We start from the raw sequence: 11,439 nt of genomic DNA on the forward strand, positions 1-11,439 counted from the left end.
AAGCGATACGATATTGGCGCCCCGAATGGTCGATTTTCGCCAACTCCACACTATCCGCGCCGCTGACGACGGCGATGACGATACGCGCGAAGGCGACGGCCAAGTTGCCATCGCCACCAAGACGCGCGCCAAGCCCAAGAAGCCAAGCCAGTACAAGGTGCTGCTGCTGAACGACGATTACACCCCGATGGAATTCGTGGTGATCGTGTTGAAGCGTTTCTTCCGCATGGATATGGAAGAAGCGACGCGCGTGATGCTCCACGTCCACCAAAAGGGCGTGGGAGTGTGCGGCATCTTTCCCTACGAAGTCGCCGAAACCAAGGTGAACCAGGTGATGGACTTCGCGCGCCAGAACCAGCACCCGCTACAGTGCACGCTCGAAAAGGCGTAATTCACTCCGGGGCATGACGCGGTGAAATTTTACCGCTAGGGCCGCTTACACGCGACCCAACTGCCGGAACCCGAGTGCTCAATTTCCTCCCCGCAATCGACCGCTACATTTTCCGGCTGGTGATCGTGCCGATGATCGGCGTGTTCGTGCTGGCAGCCTCGTTGCTGGTGCTGGACAAGATGCTGCGACTGCTCGATTTCGTTGCGGTTGAAGGCGGGCCGATCGGCGTGGTTTTCCAGATGCTGGCGACGCTGCTGCCCGAATATGCCAGTCTCGCGATCCCGCTGGGATTGCTCCTCGGCATCCTCCTCGCCTTCCGCAAGCTCGCGACAACCAGCGAGCTCGATGTCTTTCGCGCGGTCGGGATGAGTTACGGACGTCTTCTGCGCGTTCCTTTCGCCATTACCGGCATCCTGATGGCGCTTAACGTGGCGCTGGTCTTTTTCATCCAGCCCGTGAGTCGCTTCACTTACGAGAGGCTCGAATATGAGCTGCGCTCCGGAGCGCTGGGCGCATCGATCAAGGTAGGCGAGTTCAACACCATCGCCGACCGCATGGCGCTCCGCATCGAGGAAAGTGAGAACGACGGTCGCGATCTGAAGGGCATTTTCGCCCGTGTGGCGAACGATAAGGGGCAGGTCCTCTCGATCAGCGCACGGGAAGGGGCGTTCCTCGCCACGACCGACGATCCCGACACGATCATCCTGCGCCTGACTGATGGCACGATCGTGCAGGACACCGGCAGCCGGACGCCGCGCGTGCTGACTTTCACCCGCCACGATTTGCCGATCGACCTTCCCGCCATCGAGGAATTCCGCGCACGCGGCGAGGAAGAGCGCGAGTATATTTTACCCGAACTCCTGCGGATCGGCTGGGCGGACAACCAGACCGAGAGCAAGCGCGACGCCTCTCAGGCGAGCTTCAATTTCCGGCTGGTGGAGGTGGTGATGATGGCACTCATGCCCTTGCTGGCGGTGGCGCTGGGCATACCGCCCAAGCGAAGTACCAGCGCCTTGGGCGTATTTCTCTCGATCATCATGGTGGTCGCCTATCACAAGGTGAACCAGTACGGAGAGGACCTCGCCGCCATCGGCATGTTCGACCCGATTCTCGCCTTATGGGTGCCATTCTTCGTCTTCGCGGCGCTGATATTGTGGATGTATTACCGCGTGGCTTTCGTACCGGGCGGGCAGGCGATCGGCGCCTTGGAAAACTGGTTCTCCAAGGTCGGAAAGCGCTTCGCCAAGCTGTTCCGCCGCAACCGCCGGGTTGTGCTCGACGATGACGAGGAAGAGGCGCTCGCCTGATGCAGCTCGATTTCTTCCCCTCGGCGACGCTGACCAAATACCTCGCCAAGATGTTCGTCGTCCGCATCCTTGCGGTGCTGGTGATGCTGGTGCTGGTGCTGATGATGCTCGACCTGCTGTCGAACAGCGGCAAGATCCTCGCGGTGGAGGGCAATGGACAGGGCGAATTGCTGACTTACGCGTCCTTGCGCATCCCACAATTGATTCAACGCTTCCTGCCCTACTCGGTCCTGCTGGCAACGCTGATCACACTGGTGACGCTGAACCAGAATTCGGAAGTCATCGCGATGAAAGCGGCGGGCTTGTCGGCGCACCAGGTGCTGGCCCCGCTATTGCTGACCGCGCTGGTAGTAGGCGGCGCGAGCTTCCTGTTCAACGAACGGGTGGTGACGCGGGCGACGGCGACCCTGAAGGCATGGGATGCGGCAGACTGGGGGCCGGTTCCTGAAGAATCCTCGGTGCGAGCCAATGTCTATCTCGCCGATGGCGACAATGTGCTGACCGCTGCGCAACTGACCGGCAGCGGAGACAGTATCCGCATGCGCGATGTCACCTGGTATCGCCGCAGCCCCGAGGGTGCGATCGTCGAGCAGGTCGATGCCGACAGCGCACGTTATGCCGGACCGGGGTGGCAGCTGGAGGGCATAAAGCGGTTCGATGTCGCCAGCGCCTCCAGCCGCGAGGCCGACCGGCTGCTGGTTGGCGAGGAGCTGACACCAGACCAGATCGACCTTGCCAAGATCGATCCCGACGCCGTGCCCTTCTGGGAGTTGGGCGAGCAGATCGATGCCTTCGAAGAGGCAGGACGGCGAACCGGTGAAATGCGCGCCAAATGGTGGCACAAGTTGTCCGGCCCCTTGTCGTCCTTCCTGATGCCGCTGCTGGGCGCGGTGGCAGCTTTCGGCCTTGCGCGGTCGGGCGCGCTGTTCGTGCGCGCGCTGATCGGCATGGCGCTGGGCTTTGCCTATTTCGTGGTCGACAATGCCGCGCTCGCGATGGGTAATTTCGGGGGCTACCCGCCTCTGCTTGCCGCGTGGGCGCCGTTCTTCCTGTTCGCCCTGATCGGCGAGACGGTCCTGATCCGCACCGAAGAATGAGCGAGTTCTCGATCAGGCTTGCGCGCGAGGCGGACGCCGATCACCTGCCTGCTATCGAATCTGCTGCCGGTCGCCTGTTCGAACAGGTCGAGGGTCTCGACGCGATTGCCGGGATGGACCCCATACCCGCGGACGAACAGCGCCGGCTGATCCGCAAGGGTCATTCGCTCGTAGCCGAAAGCGATGGCAGGATCGTCGGCTTCACCTCCACCGAACCCTTTCGGCGCGAGCTCCACATTCGCGAGATTTCCGTCCACCCCGACCTTCAGGGCCGCGGAATAGGGGCGGTATTGCTGCGCGCGCTCGGTATCGACGCGCAGAACAGCGGTTTCGCCGCGATCACACTGACGACCTTTTCCGACGTCCCCTGGAACGGCCCCTTCTATGCGCGGCACGGGTTCCAAACCGTGCAGGATCTCGATGCCCATCCGCGGCTCAAGCGGGACCTCGAGGAAGAGGCGCAGCACGGCCTGCCGCGCGAACGGCGTATCGCGATGATCCTGTTTCTCGATTGACGATTTTCAGGAACCGCCTCAATTCCGGCGCATTGGAGCCACAATGCTGCCACAAAGGAGTTTCGGCATGAAGAAGTTTGCAATTCCCGCCCTCGCCGCTGCGATCGCCCTTGGCGCCTGCGCCGAAGCCAATGCACCGGCCGATGAAGGCACCGACGGCACCGATACCGTCGTAGTCGAAGAGCCCGTAGCAACCGAAACCACCGTCGTGACCGAGCCCGCCGAAGGCGACACCGGCTCGAGCGTCACCATCGATGGTGCCGACGTCGACGCCACCATCAGCGAAGATGGCGTCCAGGCGGATATCGACGCCAACTAAGCCTTTATCTCACCGGGTCGCTTGGCCCGTGAACACGAAGGGCCGCTCCCAATCACCGAGGGGAGCGGCCCTTTTTCGTGCTTGTTCGAATTTTTGCTAGGCGCGGCCGCCCATGGTGCTGCGCGCGATCCGCGCCACCAGCACGCCCATCCCGGCATGGTTCGCACCGTGATAGGTCGAGCCATCGCCCAGTTCCTTGACAAGGCGGCGATGCGCTTCGGGAAGCGAGTGATAGGGCATCGAGGGCATCAGGTGATGCAGTGCGTGGTAGCGCAGGCCCACCGGCGCCCAGATTTCCGCAATGCGGCCCGGCGGCGGCACGTTGACGCTGTCGAGGAACTGCGCGGTCACGGTCATCGCCTCTCCCTCGTTCTCCCACAGATGGGCAACGAGCGTGCGCAGTTGGTTGAGCAGCGCGACGACCGAAGCGACGGCTAGCGCCACCAGCAACGGCTTCCAGCCGAAAAGGAAGACACTGCCGATCAGCACCCATGACCACAGGAAGCCGGCGGCCTCCTGCAGGATGACACGCTTGCTCAAATCGCCCTCGGGATTGCGGCGGCGGAATTCGGGATTGATCGCGAGCGCACTGGCACGCTGCCACACGAGGCGGCGGACAGGCGGGATTATCGCGCCGAGCGGCACCAGCACCGCAAAGCGGAACAGCAGCGCCACGGGCGCAAGGATGGCGATGATCACGAAGAGCGGCAGGCTCCACGGCTTCATCAGCGCGAGCGGCAGGTATTCGGGATCTTCCACCGTGCCATATTGCGTACGCTTGTGGTGCAGCGTGTGGACCTGTTCATACATAAAGGAGGGCGTCAGCATGGGCACGCCGACCAGCGCATTCCATGCCGTGCGGAAGCCTGGCAGCGCGCCGTTCCGGAAATGCGAAATCTCGTGGATGAACAGCAGCGCGCGGTAGAGCGTCAGCACCGATACGACCGCCAGCACGACGGCAAGCGCCGTGTTCTCGATCAGGATCGCAGCCGCCAGCGTGCCGTATCCGACCAGTGCGGAGCCGACCATGTCGGTCCAGTAGATCGCGGCGCGATGATCGGCGATATCCTTGGTCAGGTCGCGGGCAGCGCGAAGCATCGCCTTGTCGTCGGCGATCTGCGAATGCCAGCCGCGCGTCCGGGCGGCGGACGCGTCATTGGCGACAGCGATGGTCTGTTCGGCGTTCATATCTCGTTTCCTGCGGGGTGCCTGTAGGCGAAAGCGGCGCGAAATGACAGTCTTCGCTATCGATCATAGTGATCGTGCGCACGCAATTCCTTGACACTGGTCAATTAACTTGGAGCGGTCTAACCGCGCCTGAACGAAGCGCCTGAATAGGAATTCCCGCGTGGCCGAACAGAATATCGTGATCGAAGGTGTCGAAGGCAAGAAGGGACGCGCAAGGTTCGTCGATCTCGGCCGCGCATTTGCGGCGCGTGAGCCACATTACGTTCCCCAGCTGCGTTCCGAACAGCTCGAACTGGTCGATCCGGCGAAGAACCCCTTCTTCGGCCATGCCACCGTGCAATTGTTCATCGCCAGCCGCGATGGCAAACCGGTGGGACGCGTCTCCGCGCATATCGATCATCTCGCGCTTGAACTACCGACCGACCAGGGCATGGGTCCGGGCACCGGCATGTTCGGCTATTTCGATGCCGAGGACGAAGAGGTGGCCAGGGCCCTGCTCGCACGCGCCGAGGAATGGCTGCGCGAAAAAGGCATGACCCGCGTCATTGGACCGATCTCGCTCTCGATCTGGGAGGAGCCGGGGCTCCTAATGAAGGGACAGGACCATTCGCCCATGATCATGATGGGCCACCATCCGGCACATTATGCGGGCTGGATCGAAGGCCAAGGCTATAGCGAGACCAAGCGCCTGTTGACCTACGATCTCGATATCCAGAAGGGCTTCCCCAAGCTGGTCCAGCGGATCGTCCAGTCGGGCGAGCGCAACGAGCGCATCACCATTCGCCCGATCGACATGAAGCGCTGGGACGAGGAAATACGCACGGTCCTCCACATCCTCAACGACGCATGGTCGCAGAACTGGGGCTTCGTCCCCTTCACCGAGGAAGAGATCAGCCATGCGTCGAAAAAGATGAAGCCGATCATCAAGCCGCAGCTCAACATGATCGCCGAATTGGACGGCCGGCCAGTCGCCTTCATGATGGTGCTGCCGGATATCAACGAGGCGCTGAAAAAGACCGGCGGCAAGCTGTTCCCCTTCGGCTGGTTCCACCTGCTGCGCTGGCTGCGCAAGCCCAAGGGCGCAGGCATGCGGGTGCCGCTGATGGGCGTGCTCAAGGAATTCCAGAGCTCGCGCCTCGCCAGCCAGCTGGCTTTCATGATGATCGAATTCATCCGCCGCAATGCCGTCGCCGATTTCGGCAGCAAGCGCGGCGAGATCGGCTGGATCCTCGACGACAACAAGGGGATGGTTGCCATCGCCGATACGATCGAGAGTACGATCAACCGCGAATATGTGATCTACGAAAAATCGCTTTAGCGTCCGCTGCCTAGTTGCAGCATGGCCACAGCTGCGAGGACTTTCTGCACGCACGGGAACTAGCGTGGCCCCGCTGCCGTTCGGATTGCGCAGCCCAAGCCGGACTGCATTCTCGATCCGATTGACAGGGGCAGCGTGAAAAAGAGCAGATCATCCTCGAAACTCCCACGCCATGTGCTGGTGGTGGAGGATGATGCGATTATCGGCCTGACCCTGGAACAGGCGCTGCTCGACGGCGGCGTAAGCAAGGTCGAGATCTGCCCGACGACCGAGGAAGCGCTGGCTGCCCTGCGTCGCAAGCAACCCGATGCGATCGTGCTCGACGTGCATCTTGCCGATCGCGACGATGGCTGGGCGATCGCCGAGCTCGTCCGCACGCTCGGCCCCGACAGTCCGCGCATCATCTTCTCGACCGGCATGCCGCGCGATATTCCCGAAGAAATCGCCGAACTGGGCTGCGTGCTCGAAAAGCCCTACGAACCTGAAGTGCTGGTGGCCCTGCTGACCGAGCCGGCGCGCAAGGGTATCATCTCGCGGCTCCGCGGTGCGCTGCGACCCGAATAATCGAAAGTCTTGCTGAAGCTGGCTGGTCGGAAATTGTTCCGGTCGCTCCACCAGGCTTGAGCGGTTTCCAAACCGAAATTCGCGACCATGAAAAAAAGGCCTCCGCTCTCTTGGAGCGAAGGCCTTTCGGGATCGTATCACCAGCCGCTTGGACGGGAGGGGGGGTCTCGGCGGTGACATAAGGTAAATGGACGAGCGAGAAACGGGTTCCCACGGCGTGAAATTTTTTTCGCCGGCATTTTGGACGGGCCGAAATCGCCCTCAGATATAGGGCCGTGTTCCCCGGTCGCTGCGCTCGAAATCGGCGAAATCGGCAGCTTTCTCCATGTCGGGGACGCAGATTTCGCGCGTGCCCCATTGCACCAGGCCTTCGCGGTCGAGCGCACGGATCGTGCGGTTGGTATGGACCAGCGACAGGCCCAGCATGTCGGCGATCTGCGACTGGGTGACCGGGATGTCGAGCACGTTGTTGTCATGCGCAAGACCGGTGGCGATCGCGCGGTCGAGCAGCCACACGGCGAGGAACACCACGCGTTCTTTCGCACTGCGCTGGCCGAGCGAGACGATGTGGCTTTCCAGCGCTGTCTCTTCCTTGGCGGCAAGCCAAGTAACATCGAAACCCAGCCGTGGGTTCTGCTTTATCAGGTTGACGAATTCGTCGCGCCTGAAGACGCAGAGGCGCGACGAGATCAGCGCCTCGACCGAATGGCTGGATGGTTCGTCGAACGCGCCCTGCAGGCCGACAAGGTCGCCGGGGAACATGAAGTTGACGATCTGCCGCCGTCCGTCCTCGAGCGAGCGGTATCTGATCAGGACGCCTTCGAGCACCGTATTGAGGTGCTGCACCTCGTCATCCTCGCGCAGGATCGTATCGCCGCGCTCGAACAGTTTCTCGCCCTGCTTGATCGTATTCATGTAGGCGCGCTGCGTTTCGTCGAGCGGGCGCAAGCCCCGGCAATCGAGCAGCGGGCAGTTCATGCAGTCATATGGTTCGGCGACGTCGAGCAAGGCAGCTCCCCTTAGCCTCATCGGCGATTTGCAACCCGCACACTCGATTGGCGCAATTCCATCATTTGTCAAATCGGATCGAAGCTTTGCTTGCAGGCGGAACCGAAGTCGGACAGGGACGTTCTCCACGCGCAAACCACGGAAGGGGTTATATGTCGCTTGGTGACCAGATTGCTAAAAACCTGCCTTATCTCCGCCGCTATGCCCGCGCGCTAACCGGCTCGCAGGCTACCGGAGATGCTTTTGTCCGCGCCACGCTCGAAGCGGCGCTGGCGGACGCTCAGCTCAAATCCTCGCTCGAAGGCGGCCGCGTGCCGCTTTACCGCGCCTTCAACAAGGTATGGTCGAGCGCCTACATGGATGTGCCCGACGCCGAAGGCGACACGGGCCATGAAGGTGCGGCGCAGGATCGCCTCAAATCGATTACGCCATTGAACCGCCAGGCGCTCCTGCTGACCACGCTCGAGGATTTCTCGGTCGAACAGGCCGGCGAGATCATGGACCTGTCGGCCGACGAGATCGAAAACCTCGTCCAGGAAGCGGTCGGCGAGATCGACCGCGAGAGCGCGACGAGCGTCCTCATCATCGAAGACGAGCCGCTGATCTCGATGCAGCTCGAAGACCTCGTGACCTCGCTCGGCCACGAAGTCTGCGGCACCGCCGCCACGCGCACGCAGGCGCAGGAAGTGGTCGCCAACAAGACGCCGGGCCTCGTGCTCGCCGATATCCAGCTGGCAGACGGTTCCTCGGGCCTCGATGCGGTGGACGATATCCTCGCCATCGACAGTGTGCCGGTGATCTTCATCACCGCGTACCCTGAGCGCCTGCTGACCGGCGACCGTCCCGAGCCGACCTATCTCGTGACCAAGCCGTTCCAGGAACAGACCGTCCGCGCCGCGATCAGCCAGGCGCTGTTCTTCGGTTCGAGCCGCCCGCTCGGCTAAGTCGCCATTGCGAAATAAGAATAGGCCGCCCCGGAGCGATCCGGGGCGGCCTTTTCTTTGCCTGGACCAGGTCAGTGAGCGCGCGGAGCGGTGGGGCGGTTGCTGCGCAGTTCGAATTCGCCCGGTTCGCGCACCGCGACGAGCAGCGTGCACCGCACCCCGTCGGGATGGAATTCGAGCTCGACCGGGTGACGCAGTTCGTGCGCCACGATCTTCTCGATCAGGTCGGTCCCGAAACCGCGCTTCTTTGGCAGGGTGACCTTCGGCCCGCTGCTTTCCGACCATTGCACCTTGGCGAGGTTTTCGTTGATGAGTTCCCAGATGATCGAGACCCTGCCCCCGCTCACTGAAAGCGCGCCGAACTTTGCGGCATTGGTGGCGAGTTCATGGATAGCAAGGCCGAGCGAGAGCGCGTCGTTTGGCGCGAGCTCGACGTCGGGACCCTTGCTGACGACCTCGTGGTCGGCATCGTTGGTATAGGGCGCCAGTTCGACTGCCACGACCGAGGCGATCGGGGTGGTCCCCCATTCCGACTGGGTGAGCAAGTCATGCGTTGCTGAAAGCGCGCGGATCCGGCTGTCGATACCTTCGGCGAATTCGTCGAGCGAATCCGCCCGGCGGCGCGTGAGCGAGACGATGGAAAGCACGTTCGCCAGCGTGTTCTTCACGCGGTGGTTGAGCTCGCGCGTGAGCGAATTGCGGATCGAGTTCTGCTGCGCGAACCATTCCAGCGATCGGCTGTCCTCCTGCGCCTGTTGCGAGAGCAGCCGCGCAACCACCAGCAGCAGGCTCGCCACGGCAAGGCCGAACAGCAGCGTGATCATGGAGAGCGGCGAGAGCGCGGCATCGCGGGTCGATTGCACGACCAGCAACATGGAGCGGTTGGCGAGGTCGATCTCGCGCTCGATCGTTTCGCCTTCGTCACGCCAGCCCGGCGTTTCGGCCATGAGCAAGCGCTCGCCCCCGTGCAGGTCGTAAAAACGCACCGCGGCGCGGTCTGCGCTGACCAGTTCCGAAGCCGATTCGAGAAATTGCGACGCGTTGAAAGGGCTGTAGACGAAGCCCCTGAGGCTCCGATTCGGGCCCGAACCGTCGAAAACCGGCATATAGATGAGGAAGCCTGCATCCTCGCCGCCGCCTTCCTGGACGAGCGTGATGCGTCCGCTTGCCGTGGGCCTGACGGTGCGCGTCGACTGGTCCATCGCTTCGCGGCGGACGGGCTCGGAATACATGTCGAAGCCCAGCGCCCGTCGATTGCGCAGGGTGTCTGGCTGCAGGAACAGGATCGGGACGAGCTGGCTGCGCGGCTGCTCTTCCAGCGATGGTGTCACGAATGTCGGGTCGACCTTGCCCGCGCTCAGCTCGTCCTCGAACTGGCGGACCTGGCGGTCCGTAATGGCCGGCGCCCAGCCGATGCCCTCTGCGCCCCGGTAATCGGCATCGAGCCGGAGTTCGGATACGAACTGGCGAAAAAGATCGGCTGTAATGACATCCTGCGATCCGAACAGCGCTGCGCCGGCCCGCAGGAAGGACGAATTGGAATAGGCACGCCGTTCGATCGCGGAGACCATGGATTGCGCCTGGCGGTTCAGTTCCGCCGACTCGCGGACCTGTTCGCCGCGCTCGATCGAAAAGACGCTGACAACCGTGACGGCAGCGACCAGCAGGAAGATCGCCAGCGGGACGGCACGCGGGTAATCGACGAGCCAACGCCGCCGCTTCCCCCTGCGCATGAGATCGTCCTGTACCAGCGTTACCCTCTTGTGCTTCCTGCCCCGGTCTTGCCTACTATCCGCCGAGAGGCCTAAGGTTCCACGCCTTGGCGCAGAATTCCCCCCGTTTTCGAGATTTGTCCGGAACCGTTGCCGGAAATCGGCGTTATGCACGGACCAATGGGATCGAAAAGCAATGGGGGCATGGTCGCGCTGCGGCCATCTGCCATTTGCGAAGGCAAGGACGTATTCTGCAAGCGATGACATCCGAACAACCTTCCGAAAAAAGGCCTCAACCGGCCGTAAGCAAGGAAGCAAAAGGCGGTGCAAGGGACCGGCCCGACTGGGCTAACGGCCTGAAACGCCTGTATGATTCCGTCGTCGAGGAAGACCTCCCCGACAGCTTCAAGGATTTACTCTCGCAACTGGACACGAAGGACTGATGGGGGCCGAAAAACGCACGGCCTCCGAGAAGGCCGACTTCAAGCGAGAGCTCACCGAGGTGGTGCCGCACCTGCGCGCGTTTGCACGCGGGCTGTGCGGCCGCGCCGACATGGCGGACGACCTGGTGCAGGAGACCTTGCTCAAGGCATGGGCGGCGCAGGAGCGCTTCCAGCCCGGCACCAGCATGCGCGCCTGGACCTTCGTGATCCTGCGCAATGCCTATCTCACCGACATGCGGCGCAACCGCTTCCGCGGCGAGTATGACGAGACCGTGGCCGAGCGCGTGCTGACCGCGCCTGCGGGGCAGGAAGAGCCGATCCACCTGTCCGACATGCACCGCGCATTGCTCACGCTCCCGCCCGAACGGCGCGAGGCGCTGCTGCTGGTGGGTGCTGGCGGCTTCTCCTACGAGGAAGCGGCCAATATCTGCGGCTGCGCAGTCGGCACGATCAAGAGCCGCGTGGGCCGCGCCCGCAGCGCGCTCAACACCATGCTCGCCGAAGGTTCGATCCCCAAGCGTTCGATCGACGACGATACGGCGCACCGCGCTATCCTCGAAGAATTGGACGATGTCGCGGCGGGCCAGGGTGTGGCGGCGCGCAGCTGAATTCGGCGACGCGCCTCTTGCCGAC

General features: G+C 62.7%; 13 protein-coding genes. 10 read left to right on the forward strand and 3 right to left on the reverse strand.

Going from position 1 to position 11,439, the window contains the following annotated elements; translation table 11 throughout:
* Positions 1-25: 25 nt before the first annotated feature.
* The 5 genes from clpS (at position 26) to K3178_RS13555 (ending at position 3,629) form a co-directional block, all read left to right on the forward strand.
* Positions 26-391 carry an ATP-dependent Clp protease adapter ClpS gene (gene clpS, locus K3178_RS13535; RefSeq protein WP_247713812.1) on the forward strand — a complete coding sequence of 122 codons (366 nt, stop codon included), beginning with the start codon at positions 26-28 and terminating at the stop codon, positions 389-391.
* Positions 392-465: 74 nt separating this feature from the next.
* Complete coding sequence (locus K3178_RS13540; protein ID WP_221571947.1) at positions 466-1,698, forward strand: LptF/LptG family permease; 1,233 nt, start codon at positions 466-468, stop codon at positions 1,696-1,698.
* On the forward strand, positions 1,698-2,795 hold the full coding sequence (lptG, locus tag K3178_RS13545; protein WP_221571948.1) for an LPS export ABC transporter permease LptG: 1,098 nt from the start codon (positions 1,698-1,700) through the stop codon (positions 2,793-2,795). The genes K3178_RS13540 and lptG overlap by 1 nt, the downstream gene beginning before the upstream one ends.
* On the forward strand, positions 2,792-3,310 hold the full coding sequence (locus K3178_RS13550; RefSeq protein ID WP_221571949.1) for a GNAT family N-acetyltransferase: 519 nt from the start codon (positions 2,792-2,794) through the stop codon (positions 3,308-3,310). The genes lptG and K3178_RS13550 overlap by 4 nt, the downstream gene beginning before the upstream one ends.
* A gap of 67 nt (positions 3,311-3,377) precedes the next feature.
* Positions 3,378-3,629 (forward strand): hypothetical protein, encoded by a 252-nt coding sequence (locus tag K3178_RS13555; RefSeq protein WP_221571950.1) that lies wholly within the window; start codon positions 3,378-3,380, stop codon positions 3,627-3,629.
* A gap of 96 nt (positions 3,630-3,725) precedes the next feature.
* Here the strand turns inward: K3178_RS13555 and K3178_RS13560 are convergent, their stop codons facing one another.
* Positions 3,726-4,817, reverse strand: coding sequence for a fatty acid desaturase family protein (locus K3178_RS13560; protein ID WP_221571951.1), 1,092 nt, complete (start codon positions 4,815-4,817; stop codon positions 3,726-3,728).
* 160 nt (positions 4,818-4,977) lie between these two features.
* Here K3178_RS13560 and K3178_RS13565 point away from each other — a divergent pair, with 160 nt between their 5' ends.
* Both K3178_RS13565 and K3178_RS13570 read left to right on the forward strand, forming a co-directional pair.
* A complete protein-coding gene (locus K3178_RS13565) occupies positions 4,978-6,135 on the forward strand; it encodes a GNAT family protein (protein ID WP_221571952.1) in 1,158 nt (385 codons plus the stop codon).
* 135 nt (positions 6,136-6,270) lie between these two features.
* Entirely contained in the window at positions 6,271-6,699 is a 429-nt protein-coding gene (locus tag K3178_RS13570; protein WP_221571953.1) for a response regulator, read from the forward strand.
* A 261-nt stretch (positions 6,700-6,960) separates the two neighbouring features.
* On the opposite strand, the gene K3178_RS13575 is transcribed toward K3178_RS13570, so the two are convergent.
* The gene (locus tag K3178_RS13575; protein WP_221571954.1) at positions 6,961-7,707 is read right to left on the reverse strand and encodes a Crp/Fnr family transcriptional regulator; all 747 of its coding nucleotides are present in this window, start codon (positions 7,705-7,707) and stop codon (positions 6,961-6,963) included.
* Between the two features lie 152 nt (positions 7,708-7,859).
* On the opposite strand from K3178_RS13575, the gene K3178_RS13580 reads away from it, so the two are divergent.
* Positions 7,860-8,651, forward strand: a complete 792-nt coding sequence (locus tag K3178_RS13580; protein ID WP_221571955.1) for a response regulator — start codon at positions 7,860-7,862, stop codon at positions 8,649-8,651.
* Between the two features lie 71 nt (positions 8,652-8,722).
* Here the strand turns inward: K3178_RS13580 and K3178_RS13585 are convergent, their stop codons facing one another.
* Complete coding sequence (locus K3178_RS13585; RefSeq protein WP_221571956.1) at positions 8,723-10,384, reverse strand: CHASE domain-containing protein; 1,662 nt, start codon at positions 10,382-10,384, stop codon at positions 8,723-8,725.
* 86 nt (positions 10,385-10,470) lie between these two features.
* Between K3178_RS13585 and K3178_RS14335 the strand changes: the two genes are divergently transcribed.
* Both K3178_RS14335 and K3178_RS13595 read left to right on the forward strand, forming a co-directional pair.
* Positions 10,471-10,806 carry a NepR family anti-sigma factor gene (locus K3178_RS14335; protein WP_282098877.1) on the forward strand — a complete coding sequence of 112 codons (336 nt, stop codon included), beginning with the start codon at positions 10,471-10,473 and terminating at the stop codon, positions 10,804-10,806.
* Positions 10,806-11,414, forward strand: coding sequence for a sigma-70 family RNA polymerase sigma factor (locus K3178_RS13595; protein ID WP_221571957.1), 609 nt, complete (start codon positions 10,806-10,808; stop codon positions 11,412-11,414). The genes K3178_RS14335 and K3178_RS13595 overlap by 1 nt, the downstream gene beginning before the upstream one ends.
* Positions 11,415-11,439: the final 25 nt, after the last annotated feature.

It is taken from the genome of Qipengyuania sphaerica, assembly GCF_019711595.1.
Lineage (GTDB): Bacteria > Pseudomonadota > Alphaproteobacteria > Sphingomonadales > Sphingomonadaceae > Qipengyuania > Qipengyuania sphaerica.

Excerpts from the sequence above, each read along its gene's own strand:
- clpS (WP_247713812.1), top strand. The coding sequence starts at position 26 with ATGGTCGATTTTCGCCAACTCCACACTATCCGCGCCGCTGACGACGGC.
- lptG (WP_221571948.1), top strand. The coding sequence starts at position 1,698 with ATGCAGCTCGATTTCTTCCCCTCGGCGACGCTGACCAAATACCTCGCC.
- K3178_RS13550 (WP_221571949.1), top strand. The coding sequence starts at position 2,792 with ATGAGCGAGTTCTCGATCAGGCTTGCGCGCGAGGCGGACGCCGATCAC.
- K3178_RS13555 (WP_221571950.1), top strand. The coding sequence starts at position 3,378 with ATGAAGAAGTTTGCAATTCCCGCCCTCGCCGCTGCGATCGCCCTTGGC.
- K3178_RS13560 (WP_221571951.1), bottom strand. The coding sequence starts at position 4,817 with ATGAACGCCGAACAGACCATCGCTGTCGCCAATGACGCGTCCGCCGCC.
- K3178_RS13580 (WP_221571955.1), top strand. The coding sequence starts at position 7,860 with ATGTCGCTTGGTGACCAGATTGCTAAAAACCTGCCTTATCTCCGCCGC.
- K3178_RS13585 (WP_221571956.1), bottom strand. The coding sequence starts at position 10,384 with ATGCGCAGGGGGAAGCGGCGGCGTTGGCTCGTCGATTACCCGCGTGCC.
- K3178_RS13595 (WP_221571957.1), top strand. The coding sequence starts at position 10,806 with ATGGGGGCCGAAAAACGCACGGCCTCCGAGAAGGCCGACTTCAAGCGA.